Genomic DNA, 19,195 nt, shown 5'->3' with positions numbered 1-19,195 from the left:
GATTTCCTTGTCCGGGGCCACGCTTTTGGGCAGAGCATAGAGAAGATATGACTTCGGCTGCCTTTCCCCGCTTCGCCCCGAGCCTTTTCCCTCGCTCGCTGGCGCCCCGTGACTGGCGCTGGGCGGCCCTTATCGGCCTGTTCTTCGCGATTTTGCTCGCGGGCATCGTTGACGGTCAGATCACCCGCGGCAATCGCGGCATCACTCCGATCAACAGCAGCGGCGATTTCCTCGCCAGCGGTATCCTCGTCGACGTCACCGGCGACAATGCCGACGATGCGCGCACCAAGGGCTGGCGCGAGGCGCAGCGCAAGGGCTGGGCTCAGCTCTATCGCAAATTGAACGGCAGCGACGGCCCCGCGCTCGGCGATTCGGTGCTCGACGGCATCGTCACCGCAATCGTTGTCGAGGAAGAGCAGATCGGCCCGCGCCGCTATGTCGCGCGCCTCGGCGTCCAGTTCGACCGCGTGCGCGCCGGTCAGATTCTGGGCGTCAGCGGCCGCACGCTCCGCTCGCCGCCCTTGCTCGTCATTCCCGTCTATTCGATCGACGGCATCCCGCAAGTGTTCGAACAGCGCAGCGCGTGGCAGCGCGCGTGGGCCGAATATAATACGGGGCAAAGTGCGATCGACTATGTCCGCACCGCGGGCACTGGCGCCGACACCCTGCTGATCAACGCAGGACAGACCGGGCGTCGCGGCCGCGTGTGGTGGCGCGTGATCCTCGACCAATATGGCGCCGCCGACGTGCTGACGCCGATTGCGCGCGTCGAATACAGCTATCCCGGCGGCCCGATCAAAGGCTATTTCACCGCGCGCTTCGGCCCCGACAGCAAGCTGATTTCCAGCTTCACGATGACCGGACCCAGCCCCGCGGCGCTGCCCGACATGATGGAAAAGGCGGTTGCCCGGATGGACCGCATCTATATCGACGCGCTCGCTGCGGGCGTGCTTCGGACCGACACCTATCTTGTGCTGGAAAAGCCGGTCGAACGCGAAGATTTGCCCGAAGAAACGCTCGCCACCGACGAAGATGCGCTGCCCGCCGAAACCGACAGCAGCGTGCCGGTAACCGCCGCCGCCGGGGTGCAAAGCTTCACCGTCCAGTACAGCTCGCCCGACGTCGATTCGGTCACCGCGACCGAGCGCGCGGTTTCGGGCGTCGCGGGGGTCCAGTCGGCGTCGACGACCAGCCTCGCGCTCGGCGGCACCTCGGTGATGCGCGTAACCTTCCGCGGCGATCTTGCCGCGCTCCGCGTCGCGCTCGCCGCGCGCGGCTTTACGGTGCAGGAGGGCGGCGGCCAGCTGCGGATCAGCCGCTGATGGCGCGCAAAAGCTCCGGTCAAATCGCCCTGCCGCTGGATTGGAGCGCAGGGGGCGCCAACGATGGTCCACTCATCGTGGGGGCCAGCAACGCCGATGCGGTGCGCTATTTGCGCCATGTGGCGACCTGGCCCGTCCGCACCGCGGTGCTCACCGGCCCGCATGGTTCGGGGCGCAGCCTGATGGGCCGCCTGTTCGCCGCCGACACCGGCGGGCGCGTGATCGACGGTCATGACAGCGTGTCGGAAGAGGAGATCTTCCACGCGTGGAACGCCGCGCAGGCGAGCGGCACGCCGCTGCTGATCATCGCCGACGCGCCGCCCGCCGCATGGAATATTGCCTTGCCCGACCTCCGCTCGCGCCTCGCGGCGGTGCCGGTGCTGACGATCGGCGATCCCGACGATTGCCTTGCCCGCGACCTGATCGAGGCGCTTTTTGCGCAGCGCGGGATGGCCTTGGCGCCCGGCGTCGCCTCCTATATCGTGCCGCGCATGGAACGCAGCTATGCGATGATCCACCGCGTCGTCGCGGCGCTCGATGCGGCCTCGCTCGAAAAGGGCGGCGGCATCGGCATTCGTCTTACGCGTGAAACATTACTGTCACAGGGGCTCATCGATCCCGATTTGCTCGAAAGACAGGATGACGCGACATGTCGATAGCTGGCAGCCCCTTACGCGCCGATAATGACGCCGACACCGCGGCGACGCCGCCGCGCTTCGGCTCCGAACGCTTCTTCAACCGCGAACTGTCGTGGCTCGCCTTCAACCGGCGAGTGATGGAGGAAGCGCGCAACCCCGCGCACCCGCTGCTCGAACGCCTCCGCTTCCTGTCGATTTCGGGCAGCAATCTCGACGAATTTTTCATGGTCCGCGTCGCGGGACTGAAGGGGCAGCAGCTTCAGGGCATCGACGACCCGTCGGCCGACGGCCGCTCGCCGGGGCAGCAACTCGCCGAGATCGAGGCCGAGGTCCACCGCCTCGTCGACCAGCAGCAGAGCGAATGGCAATTGCTCCACCGCCAGCTCGCCGAACAGGGCATCACCGTCCACGGCGCGGGGTCGAACAAGGAGGTGCTGCGCACCGCGCTGCGCCAATATTTCATCGACCAGATTTTCCCGATCCTGACGCCGCAGGTGCTCGACCCGGCGCATCCCTTTCCCTTCATCCCCAATCGCGGCCTTGGCGTCATTTTCGACCTTCAGCACAAGGCGAGCGGTGACACGCTCCGCGAACTGGTGATGATCCCCGCCTCGCTGTCGCGGTTCGTGCCGGTGCCGGGGCAGGCGACCAGCTTTGTTCCGATCGAATTTCTGATCGAATTGTTCGGCGACCTCCTGTTTCCGGGGTTCGCGATCCGCTCATTGGGCGTGTTCCGTATCATCCGCGACAGCGACATCGAGCTGGAGGAAGAGGCCGAGGATCTCGTCCGCCTCTTCCGCACCGCGATTCGCCGCCGCCGCCGCGGGCGCGTGATCCTGATGGAGCTGGAGGCCGACATGCCCGCCGAAATCGCGGCGGTGCTCAATGCCGACATTCAGGGGCATGAGGCAATCGTCGCCAAGATCGGCGGCTTCATCGGGCTCGCGGCGCTGTCGGCGCTCGTCGACGTCGATCGCCCCGACCTCAAATTTCCGGCCTATTCGCCGCGTTTTCCCGAACGTATCCGCGAACATGGCGGCGATTGTTTCGCGGCGATCCGCTCGAAGGACATCGTCGTCCACCACCCATACGAGAGCTTCGACGTCGTGCTGTCCTTCCTGCGGCAGGCGGCGGCCGATCCCGACGTCGTAGCGATCAAGCAGACGCTTTACCGCGCGGGCAACCAGTCGCCGGTGATCCGCGCGCTGATCGAGGCGGCCGAGGCGGGCAAATCGGTGACCGCGGTCGTCGAACTCAAGGCGCGCTTCGACGAGGAGCAGAATCTCCTCTGGGCGAACCAGCTCGAACGCGCCGGGGTGCAGGTCGTTTACGGCTTCATCGAATGGAAGACGCACGCAAAGATTTCGATGGTCGTGCGCCGCGAAGGGCAGGGGTATCGGACCTATTGCCACTTCGGCACCGGCAATTATCACCCCGTCACCGCGCGCATCTACACCGATCTGAGCTTCTTTACCGCCGATCCGCGCGCGGGTCGCGATGCGGCGCAGCTCTTCAACTATATCACCGGCTATGTCGAACCCGAACGGCTCGACCTCATCACCATGTCGCCGCTCAACATGCGCCAGCATCTCAGCGAGCTGATCGACGCCGAAATCGCGGCGGCGAAGGCGGGCGCGCCGTCGGGGGTGTGGGCCAAGATGAACAGCCTTGTCGATCCCGACATCATCGACAAGCTCTACGAGGCGAGTGCGGCGGGGGTGCCGGTCGAGCTGATCGTGCGCGGTATCTGCTGTCTGCGTCCGGGGGTGCCGCGCCTCTCCGAGACGATCCGCGTGAAATCGGTCGTCGGGCGCTTCCTCGAACACAGCCGCGTGTGGGCCTTCGCCAACGGCGCGCCGCTGCCGCACCGCACGGCGAAGCTCTACATCAGCAGCGCCGACTGGATGCCGCGCAATTTCGACCGCCGCGTCGAATATATGATCCCGATCGACAATCCGACGGTACACGACCAGATCCTCGATCAGGTGCTGGTCGCCAATCTGATCGACAATGAACAAAGCTGGGTGCTGCAACCCGACGGCATCTATGTGCGAACGGCGTCTGGCGACAAGCCTTTCAACCTGCATCATTATTTCATGAACAACCCGTCGCTGTCGGGTCGCGGGACGGCGCTTCACAAGCGTCAGGACGTCCCGACGCTCGCTTTCACGATGCGCGAAGTCTGACGCCTTGGGATTGCTGCGCGCCTCGAAGTCGGCGGTTCACCGCTCGGCCGTGATCGACATCGGTTCGAACTCGGTTCGCCTTGTCGTCTATGAAGGACCGTCGCGCGCGCCCGCGGTGATCTTTAACGAAAAGGTCGCCGCTGGGCTCGGCCGCGGGCTGGCCGTCGACGGACGGATCGCCAGCGAGGATGCGATGCGCGGGCTCATGGCACTCCGTCGCTATGCGCTGCTCGCGAAGCATATGGAGGTCAAAAGCCTGCTGTGCGTGGCCACCGCAGCCGTGCGCGACGCTGAAAACGGACCCGAATTCATCGCCAGCGCCGCCGATGCGGGGCTGGCGATCCGGCTGTTGTCGGGCGAGGAAGAGGCTGAGGCCGCGGGTTATGGCGTGCTGTCGGCGATCCCCGACGCGCATGGCATCGCGGTCGATCTCGGCGGCGGCAGCCTCGAACTGGCGGAGGTCGCGAACGGGCAGGTCGGGCGCCGTGCGTCTTTTCCGCTCGGCGTGCTGCGCCTGCCCGCGCTGCGCAAGCAGGGGCAACAGGCGTTCGAACGCGCCGTTCGCAAGATGCTGCGCGGCGCCGGGTGGCCCGACGGGATGTCGGGGCTGCCGCTCTATCTGGTCGGCGGATCGTGGCGCGCGCTGTCGCGACTCGATCTCGAATTGACGCAAGACCCGCTCGCGGTTCTCGACCAGCACAGCCTGCCGCGGTCGGCGCTCCGCCGTCTGGTGCGCGCAACCAATCGCCTGAGCTTCGAGGAGTTGCGCGCCATCCCCGGCATGGCGTCGAACCGCGCCGCGGCGCTGCCCGATGCGGCGGCGTTGCTCTCGGCGCTCGTGAACATCCTCGACGTTCCGGAAATGACGGTGTCGTCATCGGGGCTGCGCGAAGGGCTGCTCTATCAGGCGCTCGACGCCGAAACGCGCGCGCAGGACCCGCTGATCGTCGCCGCCGAATTCGAAGGCCGTCGCCTTGCGCGCTTCGCGCCGCACGGGCGCGCTATCACTGAATGGATCGCGCCGCTGTTCGCCGGCGAGGCGCCCGCCGACAGCCGCGTCCGACTCGCCGCCAGCCTGCTCAGCGACGTGGCCTGGTCGGCGAACCCCGACTTTCGCGCCGAACGCGGCACCGAAATCGGGCTGCACGGCAATTGGCGCGGCATCGACATTCCGGGGCGCATCCTGCTTGCGCGCGCGCTGCACGCGGGGTTCGGCGGTGCCGACAGCGATTTCCCCGACATGGGCAGGCTCGTCGCCGCCGACCGCCTCGCGCGCGCTCGGCAATGGGGGCTGGCGATCCGGCTGGCACAGCGACTGACCGGCGGGGTCGAGGCACCGCTGAAGGCCAGCCACATCGCGCTGGTCGACGGCAAGCTGCGGCTCAGCCTCGACCATGGCTGGCATCATCTGGCGGGCGAGTCGGTCGAGCGCCGCCTGCGCTCGCTGGCGCAGGCGCTGGATGCCAAGGCCGAGCTGGTGATGCTTTAGGCCCACTTCGTCATCCCGGCGAAGGCCGGGATCTCGCCGGTGCGGTTCGACGATAGGGTGAGATCCCGGCCTTCGCCGGGATGACGATATTGGGGTGGAGAAGGTCAGTCGGCGCTCGCCGCCGCGTCGATTTCGCTCATCACCAGCTTGCCGTTCTTGACCGCAAAACCCATGCGTCCCTCGACCAGATCGAGCGCGGCGTGGCCGAACACCTCGTACCGCCAACCCTGCATCATCGCGATGTCCTGACGGCCGCCCGCCGCCAGTGCCTCCAGATCATCGCTGCGCGCGATCAGCCGCGCGGCGACATTGAGTTCGCGGGCGCGAATCTTGAGCAGCAGCTTCAAAAGGTCGGCGACAAGCACGCCTTCCTTGCCCAGCCCCGGTCCGCGCGGCGCGCGGTCGGGCATATCGTCCTTGTCCATCGCCTTGGCATTGGCCAGCGCGTCCATCAGCCGCGCGCCGATGTCGTTCGACTTCCACGTCGCCGACAGGCCGCGGACCCGGCCGAGGCCGTCCTGATCCTTCGGCGGATGCGCGGCGAGGTCGGCCAGCGTTTCGTCCTTCACGATGCGCCCGCGTGGTAGGTTCTTCGACCGCGCCTCGCGCTCGCGCCATGCGGCGAGTGCTTTCAGGCGCCCGAGCACGTCAGGTTTGCGCGACGGGATCTTGATGCGCTGCCAGGCCTTTTCGGGATCGATGCTGTAATTCGCCGGATCGGCGAGCTTTTCCATCTCTTCGTCGAGCCAGTGACCGCGCCCGGTCTTGACCAGCTTGTCGAGCATCATCGGGAAAATCTTCGCCAGATGGGTAACGTCGCCGATCGCATAATCGATCTGGCGCTTGTCGAGCGGGCGGCGACTCCAGTCGGTAAAACGCGCACCTTTGTCGAGTTGCAGACCGATCCACGCCTCGACAAGGTTCGAATAGCCGACCTGTTCGGCCTGACCGATTGCCATCTGGCCGATCTGGGTGTCGAAAATCGGGTGCGGGGTCTTGCCGGTCAGGTTGAAGATGATTTCGACATCCTGTCCGCCGGCGTGAAAGACCTTCAGCATATCCTCATTGTCGACCAGCAGGTCGAGCAGAGGCGCAAGGTCGATGCCGGGCGCGAGCGGGTCGATCGCCGCGGCATGTTCGCTGTCGGCGATCTGGATCAGGCAAAGCTCGGGCCAGAAGGTATTTTCGCGCATGAATTCGGTATCGACGGCGATGAAATCGCTGTTCCGAATGCGGTCGCAAAATTCGACCAGCGCGGCGTTGGTTTCGATCAACGGATGGACTTGCATAGCGCGCCTATACAGCTAGTTGAAAGGAACGGGCAGGAAAAATTGTCCGTGCTCTTCGGGTCGCGGAACCGGAATACCGGTCAGGGGAAAAACGAAGGGGTTTGGGGCATGATGTGGCTCGGATGGGCGCTCGCCGCGCTCGCTTTTCTGCTGCTTTTCGGCCAGTATCTGGCGGGGCAGGCGGATATTTTCGTGTCGATCGCCAATCCGCGGCCGCTCGACGAAGAATCGATGGTGGTGACGCTGAAAGGCTGGGGCTTCGCGGCCGAGGCCGCGCAGCCGTTTGTCACCCCCGAATCCGATCACGGCCTCAGCGACGTGCGGGTCTTTGCAACACGGCGCCAGATGCTGATCGCGATCGCGACGGTCGGCTTTTTACGCCCGGTTACCGTCGCCTGGCGCGCCCATGCGGGTATCCTGCCGTTGGGAGACGCCTGATGCCGTTGGTGCAACTGGGCGACGAAGGGCGCTGGACCAATTATCATGGCACCGGCACCTGCGAGGCGGCGACGCGCTTTGCCCTGCGCAGCGGCGACGCACCGCGCGGGCGCGACGAGATCGCGATCGCGGCGAAAGCGGTCCAGGATTGGCTCGCCGCGGCGGCCTTGGCGAACCGCCGCGTCCGCCCGCTCGGCGCGGGCTGGTCACCCTCGAACGTCAACATCGCATCGCAATGCTGGCTGCTCCACACGCGCCGTTTCAACCGCTGTTTTCGCATCGATGCCGCCGACGTCCGCCCGGGCGTCGATGCCAGCGGCCTGATGCTGGTCGAGGCGGGGGCGCTGGTCGACGAAGTGTCGGACAAGCTGGAGGCGCAGGGGCGTTCGCTGTGGACCAGCGGCGCGGGCAATGGGCAGACCTTTGCCGGCGCGGCGGCGACGGGTACCCACGGTTCGATGATAGCCAGCGGCGGCATTCAGGACCATATCCGCGCGGTCCAGTTGGTGACGCCCGCGGGAGTCCACTGGATCGAACCGGCGGCGGGGTTGATGAGCGATAGCTTCATCGCCGCGACGGGTTCGACCCTGCTGCGCGATGACGATGTGTTTGCAGCGGCGCAATTGCCAGTCGGCGCACTCGGCATCGTCACTGCGCTCGTTGTCGGCAGCGTTCCGAAATTCCTTGTTCGCCCGATCCAGAATCTCCGCAAGGTCGATCGCGCGGCGCTGGGGTGGCTGGCGGTCGGCGATTTCCGGCGCTTTTCGGCGGCTTATGCGCTCGATCAGGAGCCCGATTTCGTCCAGATGATCGTGAACCCCTATAAGCCGTTCAAGCGCCCCGCGATGCTGCGCTTCCTCTATCGCGAACCATGGCGCGACGATTATCGGCGCGCGACGCCGGGGCAGCTCGGCGCGGGTTATGACGCGCTCAGCCTGCTCGGGCGGCTGCTTGACGACTATCCATGGGCGCGCGGCGCGCTGCTGCAGTTCGCAATGAAACAGGGCTATGCCAGCGGCCCCGATGTCGATGCGCCGCCAGTCTATGGCAGCTGGGGCGAGGGGCTCGACACCCACCGCCCGCTGGCCGATCTGTTCAATGCGTCGGTGACGATCGACCGCGCCGATCTGGCGCATGCGTTCGAGCTGATTTGCGAGGTTTATGCGCGCCACGGCGGGTCGACCGTCGTGACCGTGCGTTTCATGGCGCGTGCCGACGGGCTGCTGGCGCCCGCCCGCTTTCCGGCCAACGCAGTGATCGATTTCGACGGCCCGCGCAGCCGCCGGACCGCCGACGCCTACGCCCGCGTCGTCGAACGGCTCGATGCCGAAGGGATCGCCTTTACCCGCCATTGGGCCAAGAGCTGCCAACTCGATGCCGGGCGGGTCGCGGCGGATTATGGCGAGGATTACCGCCGCTGGCGCAGCGCGCGCGATCGCCTGATCCCCGACCCGGCGCACCGCGCGCTGTTCGCCAGCGACGTGCTCGACGGCCTCGGGCTGACATGCTGACGCGCCAAGCCTTGACAAATCGCTCCCCGCGCTGCCTTAGGCGCGGCCATAACGGCGCGTTTTTGGCGCGTCCCTCCGACCATTGAAAGACGATCACATGCACGCCTATCGCACCCATAATTGCGGCCAGCTTCGCGCCGAACACGTCGGCCAGTCGGTCCGCGTTTCCGGCTGGGTGCATCGCAAGCGCGACCATGGCGGGCTGCTCTTCGTCGATCTGCGCGATCATTACGGCCTGACCCAGATCGTCGCGGACTCGAGCGATGCGGTGTTCGCGACGCTCGACGGCCTGCGCGCCGAAAGCGTCGTGACGATCACCGGCGATGTGGTCGCCCGCTCGGCGGAAACCGTCAACGCGAACCTGCCGACGGGCGAAATCGAAGTGCGCGCCCGCGACGTCACCGTCCAGTCGGCGGCGATCGAATTGCCGATGCCGGTCGCGGGCGAACAGGAATATCCCGAGGATATTCGCCTGAAATACCGCTTCCTCGACCTTCGCCGCGACCGTCTGCATCAGAATATCCTGCTGCGCTCGAACGTCATCGCATCGCTCCGCCGCCGCATGGTCGAACAGGGCTTCACCGAATATCAGACGCCGATCCTGACCGCCTCGTCGCCCGAAGGCGCGCGCGACTATCTGGTGCCGAGCCGCGTCCACCCGGGCAAATTCTATGCGCTGCCGCAGGCGCCGCAGATGTTCAAGCAGCTGCTGATGGTCGCGGGTTTCGACCGCTATTTCCAGATCGCGCCCTGCTTCCGCGACGAAGATGCGCGCGCCGACCGTTCGCCGGGTGAATTTTACCAGCTCGATTTCGAAATGAGCTTCGTCACGCAGGACGATGTGTTCAACGCTATCGAGCCGGTGCTCGCGGGCGTGTTCGAGGAATTTGCGAACGGCAAGACGGTGACCCCGGCGGGCTCGTTCCCGCGCATCCCGTACCGCGAATCGATGCTGAAATATGGCAATGACAAGCCGGACCTGCGCAACCCGCTGATCATCACCGATGTGTCGTCGCACTTTGTGGGGTCGGGCTTCGGCCGCTTCGCCGACATCGTCGCCGCGGGCGACGTCGTGCGCGCGATCCCGGCACCGAACACCGCCGAAAAGAGCCGCAAATTCTTCGACGACATGAACAGCTGGGCGCAGGGCGAAGGCTTTGCAGGTCTTGGCTATGCGACGCGCAAGGGCGGCGAATGGGGCGGCCCGATCGCCAAGAACCATGGCAGCGACAAGATGGACGCGCTTGCCGCCGAGCTTGGTATCGGTCCTGACGACGGGCTGTTCTTTGCCGCGGGCAAGGAAGCGACCGCAGCGAAACTCGCCGGTTTCGCGCGCACCCGCGTTGCCGAACAACTCGACCTCATCGATCCGAACAAGTTCGAAATGTGCTGGATCGTCGATTTCCCGATGTTCGAGGCCGACGAGGACACCGGCAAGATCGATTTCAGCCACAACCCCTTCTCGATGCCGCAGGGCGAGCTGGAGGCGCTGGAAACCAAGGACCCGCTCGACATCCTCGCCTGGCAATATGATATCGTCTGCAACGGCGTCGAACTGTCGTCGGGTGCGATCCGCAACCATCGCCCCGACATCATGTACAAGGCGTTCGAGATCGCGGGCTACAGCCAGGCCGACGTCGACGCGAATTTCAGCGGCATGATCAACGCGTTCAAATTCGGCGCGCCGCCGCACGGCGGTTCGGCGCCGGGCGTCGACCGCATCGTGATGCTGCTCGCCGACGAACCGAACATCCGCGAAGTCGTCGTCTTCCCGATGAACCAGAAGGCCGAGGATCTGATGATGGGCGCGCCCGCGCCGGTCAGCGACAAGCAGCTCAAGGAACTCGGTATCCGCATTGTGGACGGACCCAAGGGCTGAACCTTCGTTGCTGTGTCCCTCCTTGCTCCGTCATCCCGGCGAAGGCCGGGATCTCAACCTCCCGCCTAGCTGCAACGGCGAGATCGCAGCCTTCGCCGCGATGACGATCCGGGGGATGACGTGAGCGAGCCGCGCGAACACCAGCTGAACACCCCGGCGGGCGAGATTTGCTGGTTCGAATGGGGCCAGCCGTCGGACCGGCCCTCGCTGCTGCTGTTGCACGCGACCGGCTTTCACGCGCGCCTCTGGGATCAGGTCGTCGCGGCCTTGCCGCATGGCACCCACGTCATCGCGCCCGATCAGCTCGGTCATGGCCGCAGCGCCAAGCCCGCGTCGCTGGCCGACTGGGCCGTCACCGCCGACGCGCTGTTGCCGCTGGTCGACCGGTTCGCCGGAGCGCGCCTGATCGGATGCGGCCACAGCATGGGCGGCTACGTCCTGACCCGGCTGGCGGCTGAGCGGCCCGACGCCTTTGCTCATATCTTCCTGATCGATCCGGTCATCATGCCTCCCGAATTTTACGTCGGCGCCGCCGATGTGCCGGTCCCCGATCCGGTCGAGCATCCGGTGGCACGGCGGCGCGCGCGCTGGGACGGGTGGGAGGCGATGAACGCGCATTTTGCTTCGCGTGCGCCCTATGCGCATTGGCAGCCGCAAGCGCTCGCGGACTATTGTCGCCTCGGCCTGCTGCCCGCCGCGGATGGCGACGGCTTCGATCTCGCCTGTCCGCCCGCTCTCGAAGCGTCGGTCTATCAGAATGCGCTGCGCACCAACCCGCACGACTGGCTGGGGGCGGTCGGCGCGCCGGTGAGCGTGATCCGCGCCCGAACCGGCGAGCGCGCGGGCAACCTCGACTTTTCGGTCAGCCCGACCTGGCCCGGGCTGGGCGCCGCACTTGGCGCGGTGCGCGACGAGCAATGGGCCGACCAGAGCCATTTCATCCCGATGGAAGCGCCGCAGCGGCTGGCCGATCTGATCGCCAACGAATTCTGACCCCGGTCCTCGCGCGGTTTTGACAGCCACCGACGGCTGCGATAGCTCGGCGGAAACTGGCTAATGGGGGGTGGTGATGATCGACGCACGATGGATATTGGGTGCCGCTTTGCTGAGCCTTGCGGCGCCCGCGAACGCCGAAACGCTGACGATCAATACCGGCGATCCCGCCGAGGCTAATGTCACCGACCTGTTTCGCATATCGGTCGAGCGGTTCGAGGGCGAGGATGGCGCGGCCTTTGCGCAGGCGCTCGAAGCCGAACTCGCAGCCGCGACATTTCACGGCAGCCGCTTTTACCGGGTCGTCGCGCCCGAATCGGGGGCGCCGACCGATGCGTTGGTCACCGGGACGGTGCGCGCCAGCGTCGATGAAACGCCGGTGATCGAAAAGCGCCGCCGCTGCACCGAATATGACCCCGCCGACAAAAAGAAGTGCATCAAGGAAATCGACGTCGATATCCGGTGTCGCCGCCGTACCGCGGCCGTTGCGACGACGGTGCGGCTGGTTGCCATCGGCGACGGATCGATCCGTTACACCCGGCCGCTGAATGCGCGCGATCAGGTGACGCTTTGCCCCGACCGGAGCGCGCCGCCGAGCGTCGAGGATTATTTTGCCGCCACCTTCCGCAACCAGGTGCGGACGATCCGCGACGACCTGGCGCCGCGCAGCTACGCGATCGACGTCCGGGTCGACGAGAGCATAAAGGGGCTGACCAAACCGGCGCAGGCCGCGTTCAAGGCGGCGGTGCGACTGACCAAGAGTGATCAGGTTGGCGCCTGCGCCGCGTGGACCGCGCTGACGCGCGATGTCGAGCCGACCGCGGCACTGGCGTTCAACCTGGGGCTTTGCAACGAGATGGAGGGCGATCTCGACGTGGCGGCGGACTGGTATGGCGATGCGCAGCGACAGGGAGCGCGCGGCGGCGCGGTTCCAGAGGCGTTGGCGCGGCTCGATCGCTATCGGCGCGCGCTGGGCGCGTGGACCGCGCGCAAGGCGGCTATGGGCGCCGAGTAGCCGCGGCGACCCGGCTGTGCCAGAAAGTGACAGCCTGAGCGCTTGGTAGGACAGGGGGGAGTGCGCTAGACAGCGGCATGACCATTTCGCTTTCCGATTATGAGACCGGCGCCAAATTCGACGGCGACCATTCCGACGCGATCGAGGCCTTGCAGGAGCGGCTGGAACGTGTGCAGGCGGCGCATATCACCCATGGCCAGCGCAGCATCATCATGTTCGAAGGCTGGGATGCGGCGGGCAAGGGCGGGATCATCAAAAGGATCACCGCGCTGCTCGATCCGCGCTATTTCGATGTGTGGCCGATCAGCGCGCCGACCGAGGAGGAAAAGGCGCGCCATTTCCTGTGGCGGTTCTGGAAACGGCTGCCCGGCAATCGCGAGATCGCGATCTTTGACCGCAGCTGGTACGGGCGCGTCCTGGTCGAACGCGTCGAGGGCTTTGCCACCGAGGCCGAATGGCGCAAGGGCTATGACGAGATCAACGAGTTCGAGGCACAGCTGACCGGCAGCCGCACCAACCTGGTCAAGATTTTCGTCCACCTGACGCAGGACGAACAGGACAAGCGCTTTGCCGATCGCCTGAACGATCCGTGGAAGCGCTGGAAAACCGGGAGCGAGGATTATCGCAACCGCGCAAAGCGCAAACAATATCTCGCCGCGATTGATGAGATGTTCGCGCAGACCAACACGCGCTGGGCACCATGGAAGGTGATCGACGGCAACAACAAGAAAGCGGCGCGCATCGCGGCGCTGACCCATATCGCCGAAACGCTGGAGGCGATCGTGCCGATGACCCCGCCCGAACTTGACCCGGCGGTCGTCAAACTGGCGGGCAAGGCATTCGGCTACAAGCCTGAAGCCTAGGTTTGTGGCGGCCGACGGCTAGCAATCAGGCCGACCAATGGCTACATGGGGCTGATGAGCCGCGCCAAAAGATCCGATGACTGGGGTTTCCCCCGCTGGCGCCCCTATGGCTCGAACAATGAGGCGCAGAAGGTCAGGTTGTGCGATCGGCACGGTTGTAGCAACCCCGGCAACTGCCCCGCGCCGAAGTCTCCGAACAGCCCCGAGCGCTGGTATTTCTGCGAAACCCATGCCGCCGAATATAATCGCGGCTGGGATTATTTCGAAGGGCTGAGCGCCGAAGACGCCGCCGCCCGTGCCGCCGAGGAGGCGCAGGGCGCGCGCAGCTATGCGCGAGCGCAGCATTATGCGTGGGGCGGCCCCGGCGACGGCACGCGCAGCAGCGACGAAATGCGCGCGCTCGACGTGCTGGACCTCGAACCCGACGCCGATTTCGAGGCGGTGAAGAAAGCGTGGCGCGCGCTGGCGAAGGAAACCCACCCCGACGTCAAACCCGGCGACACCGACGCCGCCAAACGCTTTGCGGCGGGGCAGGCGGCGTTCGAGGTGCTCAAGCAGGCGGAAGATCGCAAGAGCTGGAAACCGGCGTAGCGCCGGCGCGGTCTTTCGACTTCGCGTACCAGTGCTGTTTTGGGGCTTGCGGGGCCAGCATAAGATACGACGATCGACTGGGGTGGAAAACGAAGCGGCGAAGGGGGCGGATATGCGGATTCTGGGTGGGCTGGTGATTGGCGCGGCACTGACGACCTCGGCCATGGCCGAGCCGCTGGCCTATCAAAATGGGCTGACGCGCGTTGACGGTGTCGTGGGCGTAGGCCTGACCATCCCGATCGGCGGCGAGCGGACGAAAGCGCCGGCCCGGGTCGAACTCCGCCTGACCCGCGACGTGGTCGGTTTCGATGGCACCCGGCAATCGAGCAGCGGATATCGTCCGAACGAAACGCGGATCGGCTTTTCGCTGGAGCGTGACAACCGGCTGCTGCTCAACGGGCGACCGATCGATACCAGTCGGCGTAACAATGTGTCGACGGTCGGCTGGATCGCGATCGGCGCCGGGGTGGTGCTGATCGGCGGCGCGCTGCTCGTCGCCGACGCCGCGCGCGACGCGTCCGAATAGCGCGGGCTGACGATTTAGGACGGGCGATGGCGAGCCCGCCCGTTGACACCTGACCCTCCCAAACCTATATCGCCCCCACACCCCATCGTCCGAGATAGAGTCCGCCTTGCGCAGCGGATTGTACGGATAGGTCGGCGGGGATTTCGACAGGCGTTGGAAAGCTGCGGTAAACCGGCAACGGTTGCTTGCGGCTTTTTTCGCGTCGATGCGCCCGCGATTTTGACTTTTTGACAGGCGAGACAATCACTTATGGCGACCAAGGCGAAGTCGGTGGGCACGGCCCTCGAAGCGACCGCGAGCAAGCGAATCCGCAAGCTGTTCGGCAACATCCACGAAGCGGTGGAAATGCCCAACCTCATTGAGGTGCAGCGCGAATCCTATGAGCAGTTCCTGCGCTCGGACCCGTCGATCGGTTATGTTTCGGGCCTGGAAAAGACGCTGCGCAGCGTTTTTCCGATCCGCGATTTCGCCGGTACCGCCGAACTCGACTTCGTCCATTACGAACTCGAAGCGCCGAAATATGACGTCGAGGAATGCCGTCAGCGCGGCATCACCTATGCGGCGCCGATGAAGGTCACGCTGCGCCTGATCGTCTTTGAAGTCGACAGCGAAACCGACACCCGTTCGGTGCTCGATATCAAGGAGCAGGACGTTTACATGGGCGACATGCCGCTCATGACCGAGAACGGCACCTTCTTCGTCAACGGCACCGAGCGCGTCATCGTGTCGCAGATGCACCGTTCGCCGGGTGTGCTGTTCGACCATGACCGCGGCAAGACCCACTCGTCGGGCAAGTTCCTGTTCGCCGCGCGCGTCATTCCGTATCGCGGTTCGTGGCTCGACTTCGAATTCGACGCCAAGGACATCGTCAACGTCCGTATCGACCGCAAGCGCAAGCTGCCGGTCACCAGCCTGCTCTATGCGCTGGGCATGTCGGGCGAGGAAATCCTCAACCATTTCTATGACCGTCTCGTGTTCGAGCGCGCCTCGAACGGCTGGAAGGTTCCGTTCGTCGTCGAGAATTGGCGCGGTGCGAAGCCCGCGTTCGACGTGGTGGATGCCAAGACCGGCGAAGTCGTCTTCGCTGCCGGCCACAAGATCAGCCCGCGCCTGGCCAACAAGGCCGCGAAGGACGGGCTCGACACGCTGCTGATCCCGACCGAGGAAATCTTCGGCCGTTACAGCGCCTATGACCTGATCAACGAAGCGACCGGCGAGATCTACATCGAGGCCGGCGACGAAGTGAGCGCCGAAAATCTGGAGAAGATGGACGCTGCGGGCATCGACAAGCTGGTGCTGCTCGATATCGACCACAACAACACCGGCCCGTGGATCCGCAACACGCTGAAGGCCGACAAGGCCGAGGACCGCGATCAGGCATTGAGCGACATCTATCGCGTCATGCGCCCCGGCGAACCGCCGACGCGCGAAACCGCCGAAGCCTTGTTCGGCGGCCTGTTCTTTGACCCCGAGCGTTACGACCTGTCGGCCGTGGGCCGCGTCAAGCTCAACATGCGCCTTGGCCTCGACGCCGAGGACACGGTCACCACGCTGCGCAGCGACGACATCCTGGCTGTCGTCAAGGAGCTGGTGAACCTGAAGGACGGCAAGGGCGAAATCGACGACATCGACAACCTCGGCAACCGCCGCGTGCGTTCGGTCGGCGAACTGCTCGAAAACCAGTATCGCGTCGGCCTGCTTCGCATGGAGCGCGCGGTGAAGGAGCGCATGAGCTCGGTCGACGTGTCGACGGTGATGCCGAACGACCTGATCAACGCGAAGCCCGCGGTCGCCGCGGTGCGCGAATTCTTCGGTTCGTCGCAGCTTTCGCAGTTCATGGACCAGACCAACCCGCTGTCCGAAGTCACCCACAAGCGCCGCGTGTCGGCGCTCGGGCCGGGCGGTCTGACCCGCGAGCGCGCGGGCTTCGAAGTCCGCGACGTTCACCCGACGCACTATGGCCGCATCTGCCCGATCGAAACGCCCGAAGGCCCGAACATCGGTCTGATCAACAGCCTCGCGACCTTTGCGCGCGTCAACAAGTACGGCTTCATCGAAACGCCGTACCGCAAGATCGTCGACGGCAAGGTCACCAACGAAGTCGTCTATCTGTCGGCGATGGAAGAGTCGAAGCACACGGTTGCGCAGGCGAACGCCGACCTCAACCCCGACGGCAGCTTCATCGACGAACTGATCTCGGCGCGCGAAGCGGGTGAATTCCTGATGGCGCCGCGCGATCAGATCACCCTGATGGACGTGTCGCCGAAGCAGCTCGTTTCGGTCGCGGCCTCGCTGATCCCGTTCCTGGAAAACGACGACGCCAACCGCGCGCTGATGGGATCGAACATGCAGCGCCAGGCTGTGCCGCTGATCCGCGCCGAAGCGCCGGTCGTCGGCACCGGTATGGAAGAAACCGTTGCGCGCGACTCGGGTGCGGCGATTGCCGCGCGCCGCGGCGGCGTGATCGACCAGGTCGATGCCACGCGTATCGTCATCCGTGCGACCGATATGGTCGAACCCGGCAAGTCGGGCGTCGACATTTATCGCCTGCAAAAGTTCCAGCGTTCGAACCAGAACACCTGCATCAACCAGCGTCCGCTGGTGAAGGTGGGCGACGTCGTCCGCACCGGCGACATCATCGCCGACGGCCCGTCGACCGAGCTGGGCGAACTGGCGCTCGGCAAGAATGTGCTCGTCGCGTTCATGCCGTGGAACGGCTATAACTATGAGGACTCGATCCTCATTTCCGAACGCATCGTGAAGGACGACGTCTTCACCTCGATCCACATCGAGGAATTCGAAGTCACCGCGCGCGACACGCGCCTTGGCCCCGAAGACATCACGCGCGACATCCCGAACGTCGGCGAGGAAGCGCTCCGCAACCTCGACGAAGCGGGCATCGTCTACATCGGCGCCGAAGTCGGCCCGGGCGACATTCTGGCCGGCAAGATCACCCCCAAGGGTGAATCGCCGATGACGCCGGAAGAAAAGCTGCTGCGCGCGATCTTCGGTGAAAAGGCCAGCGACGTGCGCGACACCTCGCTCCGCCTGCCGCCGGGCGTGTCGGGCACGGTCGTCGAAGTCCGCGTCTTCAACCGTCACGGTATCGACAAGGACGAACGTGCGATCGCGATCGAGCGCGAGGAAATCGAACGTCTGAAGCAGGACGCCGACGACGAGCGCGCGATCCTTAACCGCGCGACCTTCTCGAGCCTCAAAGACCTGCTGATCGGTCAGACGACCAGCGCGGTGCCGAAGGGGCTGAAGAAGGGCGACGTCGTCACCGAAGAAATGCTGACCGACCTCGATCGTTCGGATTGGTGGAAGCTGGCGGTTGTCGAAGACAATGCCCAGACCGCCCTCGAAGCGATCAAGGCGCAGTATGACGATGCGATCAAGCGGATCAGCGCAAAGTACGAGGATCGCGTCGAAAAGCTGCAGCGCGGCGACGAACTCGCGCCGGGCGTGCTCAAGATGGTCAAGGTCTTCGTCGCGGTGAAGCGCAAGCTGCAGTCGGGCGACAAGATGGCCGGCCGTCACGGCAACAAGGGCATCATCAGCCGCATCCTGCCGATCGAGGACATGCCGTTCCTCGAAGACGGGACGCATGTTGACTTCGTGCTCAACCCGCTCGGCGTGCCGTCGCGCATGAACGTCGGGCAGATCCTCGAAACGCACCTCGGCTGGGCATCGCGCGGCTTTGGCCGCCAGATCACCGCGGCGCTCGAGGATTGGCGCATGGCGAATCCCGACCCCGAGGCCGGGGCGCCGCCCGAAGCGGTGCGCGAAGCGCTGCTTCACGCCTATGGCGATGAATATGCTGACGACATCAAGGCGCGCAGCACCGAAGAAGTCGTCGAGCTGGCGGGCAATCTGTCGGTGGGCGTCCCCTTTGCGACTCCGGTGTTCGACGGCGCGCGCGAAGGCGATGTGTCGACGATGCTGGAACGCGCCGGTCTCGACCGGTCGGGCCAGGTTGACCTCTACGACGGCCGCACCGGTGATCGTTTCGACCGCAAGGTGACGGTGGGATATATGTATATCCTGAAGCTGCACCACCTGGTCGACGACAAGATCCACGCGCGTTCGATCGGGCCGTACAGCCTCGTCACCCAGCAGCCGCTGGGCGGTAAGGCGCAGTTTGGTGGTCAGCGCTTCGGGGAAATGGAGGTCTGGGCGCTCCAGGCCTATGGCGCGGCGTACACGCTCCAGGAAATGCTGACGGTGAAGTCGGACGACGTGATCGGCCGCACCAAGGTTTACGAAGCGATCGTCAAGGGCGACGACACCTTCGAGGCCGGCATTCCCGAAAGCTTCAACGTGCTCGTCAAGGAAATGCGCTCGCTGGGCCTCAACGTCGAACTGTCGTCGCTTGCCGACCAAGATCCCGACGAGGCGCCCGACGCCCTTCCCGAAGCCGCCGAATAAGATCTTTTCCTCACCCCCTTCGCCCGG

Annotated in this window: 14 protein-coding genes; 13 read left to right on the top strand and 1 reads right to left on the bottom strand. The window is 65.3% G+C overall.

Annotated elements, in window-relative coordinates; all coding sequences use genetic code 11:
• The first annotated feature begins 47 nt into the window (after positions 1 to 47).
• From G9408_RS07195 to G9408_RS07180, 4 genes are all read left to right on the top strand, one after another.
• On the top strand, positions 48 to 1,322 hold the full coding sequence (locus tag G9408_RS07195) for a heavy-metal-associated domain-containing protein (protein ID WP_168453285.1): 1,275 nt from the start codon (positions 48 to 50) through the stop codon (positions 1,320 to 1,322).
• Between the two features lie 77 nt (positions 1,323 to 1,399).
• A complete protein-coding gene (locus G9408_RS07190; RefSeq protein WP_328804403.1) occupies positions 1,400 to 1,981 on the top strand; it encodes an HdaA/DnaA family protein in 582 nt (193 codons plus the stop codon).
• Positions 1,972 to 4,146 carry an RNA degradosome polyphosphate kinase gene (locus G9408_RS07185; protein ID WP_168453283.1) on the top strand — a complete coding sequence of 725 codons (2,175 nt, stop codon included), beginning with the start codon at positions 1,972 to 1,974 and terminating at the stop codon, positions 4,144 to 4,146. The genes G9408_RS07190 and G9408_RS07185 overlap by 10 nt, the downstream gene beginning before the upstream one ends.
• A gap of 49 nt (positions 4,147 to 4,195) precedes the next feature.
• Complete coding sequence (locus tag G9408_RS07180; protein WP_328804402.1) at positions 4,196 to 5,635, top strand: Ppx/GppA family phosphatase; 1,440 nt, start codon at positions 4,196 to 4,198, stop codon at positions 5,633 to 5,635.
• A gap of 104 nt (positions 5,636 to 5,739) precedes the next feature.
• Here G9408_RS07180 and rnd read toward each other — a convergent pair whose 3' ends face one another.
• A complete protein-coding gene (gene rnd / locus G9408_RS07175) occupies positions 5,740 to 6,924 on the bottom strand; it encodes a ribonuclease D (RefSeq protein ID WP_168453281.1) in 1,185 nt (394 codons plus the stop codon).
• A 108-nt stretch (positions 6,925 to 7,032) separates the two neighbouring features.
• Here rnd and G9408_RS07170 point away from each other — a divergent pair, with 108 nt between their 5' ends.
• From G9408_RS07170 to rpoB, 9 genes are all read left to right on the top strand, one after another.
• Positions 7,033 to 7,362, top strand: a complete 330-nt coding sequence (locus tag G9408_RS07170) for a hypothetical protein (RefSeq protein ID WP_168453280.1) — start codon at positions 7,033 to 7,035, stop codon at positions 7,360 to 7,362.
• On the top strand, positions 7,362 to 8,873 hold the full coding sequence (locus tag G9408_RS07165; protein ID WP_168453279.1) for an FAD-binding protein: 1,512 nt from the start codon (positions 7,362 to 7,364) through the stop codon (positions 8,871 to 8,873). Before G9408_RS07170 ends, G9408_RS07165 begins: the two co-directional genes overlap by 1 nt.
• A gap of 97 nt (positions 8,874 to 8,970) precedes the next feature.
• Entirely contained in the window at positions 8,971 to 10,752 is a 1,782-nt protein-coding gene (gene aspS / locus G9408_RS07160; protein WP_168453278.1) for an aspartate--tRNA ligase, read from the top strand.
• Positions 10,753 to 10,872: 120 nt separating this feature from the next.
• Positions 10,873 to 11,745, top strand: a complete 873-nt coding sequence (locus G9408_RS07155; RefSeq protein WP_168453277.1) for an alpha/beta fold hydrolase — start codon at positions 10,873 to 10,875, stop codon at positions 11,743 to 11,745.
• Between the two features lie 76 nt (positions 11,746 to 11,821).
• The gene (locus G9408_RS07150) at positions 11,822 to 12,760 is read left to right on the top strand and encodes a hypothetical protein (protein WP_168453276.1); all 939 of its coding nucleotides are present in this window, start codon (positions 11,822 to 11,824) and stop codon (positions 12,758 to 12,760) included.
• A 77-nt stretch (positions 12,761 to 12,837) separates the two neighbouring features.
• Positions 12,838 to 13,623: a polyphosphate kinase 2 family protein gene (locus G9408_RS07145; RefSeq protein WP_168453275.1), complete on the top strand. Its 786-nt coding sequence runs from the start codon at positions 12,838 to 12,840 to the stop codon at positions 13,621 to 13,623.
• Between the two features lie 54 nt (positions 13,624 to 13,677).
• Positions 13,678 to 14,214, top strand: a complete 537-nt coding sequence (locus G9408_RS07140; protein ID WP_168453274.1) for a J domain-containing protein — start codon at positions 13,678 to 13,680, stop codon at positions 14,212 to 14,214.
• A 112-nt stretch (positions 14,215 to 14,326) separates the two neighbouring features.
• Positions 14,327 to 14,740 carry a hypothetical protein gene (locus G9408_RS07135; protein WP_168453273.1) on the top strand — a complete coding sequence of 138 codons (414 nt, stop codon included), beginning with the start codon at positions 14,327 to 14,329 and terminating at the stop codon, positions 14,738 to 14,740.
• 249 nt (positions 14,741 to 14,989) lie between these two features.
• Complete coding sequence (rpoB, locus tag G9408_RS07130; protein ID WP_168453272.1) at positions 14,990 to 19,168, top strand: DNA-directed RNA polymerase subunit beta; 4,179 nt, start codon at positions 14,990 to 14,992, stop codon at positions 19,166 to 19,168.
• Positions 19,169 to 19,195: the final 27 nt, after the last annotated feature.

Origin of the sequence: Sphingopyxis microcysteis (assembly GCF_012274265.1) — a bacterium.
GTDB lineage: Bacteria > Pseudomonadota > Alphaproteobacteria > Sphingomonadales > Sphingomonadaceae > Sphingopyxis > Sphingopyxis microcysteis.
Note: the sequence above shows the minus strand (reverse complement) of the source record. Positions and strands in the feature narration are given on the sequence as shown.

Coding starts and splice junctions, on each gene's coding strand:
- G9408_RS07195 (WP_168453285.1), top strand. CDS start 48: ATGACTTCGGCTGCCTTTCCCCGCTTCGCCCCGAGCCTTTTCCCTCGC.
- G9408_RS07185 (WP_168453283.1), top strand. CDS start 1,972: ATGTCGATAGCTGGCAGCCCCTTACGCGCCGATAATGACGCCGACACC.
- rnd (WP_168453281.1), bottom strand. CDS start 6,924: ATGCAAGTCCATCCGTTGATCGAAACCAACGCCGCGCTGGTCGAATTT.
- G9408_RS07170 (WP_168453280.1), top strand. CDS start 7,033: ATGATGTGGCTCGGATGGGCGCTCGCCGCGCTCGCTTTTCTGCTGCTT.
- G9408_RS07165 (WP_168453279.1), top strand. CDS start 7,362: ATGCCGTTGGTGCAACTGGGCGACGAAGGGCGCTGGACCAATTATCAT.
- aspS (WP_168453278.1), top strand. CDS start 8,971: ATGCACGCCTATCGCACCCATAATTGCGGCCAGCTTCGCGCCGAACAC.
- G9408_RS07150 (WP_168453276.1), top strand. CDS start 11,822: ATGATCGACGCACGATGGATATTGGGTGCCGCTTTGCTGAGCCTTGCG.
- G9408_RS07145 (WP_168453275.1), top strand. CDS start 12,838: ATGACCATTTCGCTTTCCGATTATGAGACCGGCGCCAAATTCGACGGC.
- G9408_RS07140 (WP_168453274.1), top strand. CDS start 13,678: ATGAGCCGCGCCAAAAGATCCGATGACTGGGGTTTCCCCCGCTGGCGC.
- G9408_RS07135 (WP_168453273.1), top strand. CDS start 14,327: ATGCGGATTCTGGGTGGGCTGGTGATTGGCGCGGCACTGACGACCTCG.
- rpoB (WP_168453272.1), top strand. CDS start 14,990: ATGGCGACCAAGGCGAAGTCGGTGGGCACGGCCCTCGAAGCGACCGCG.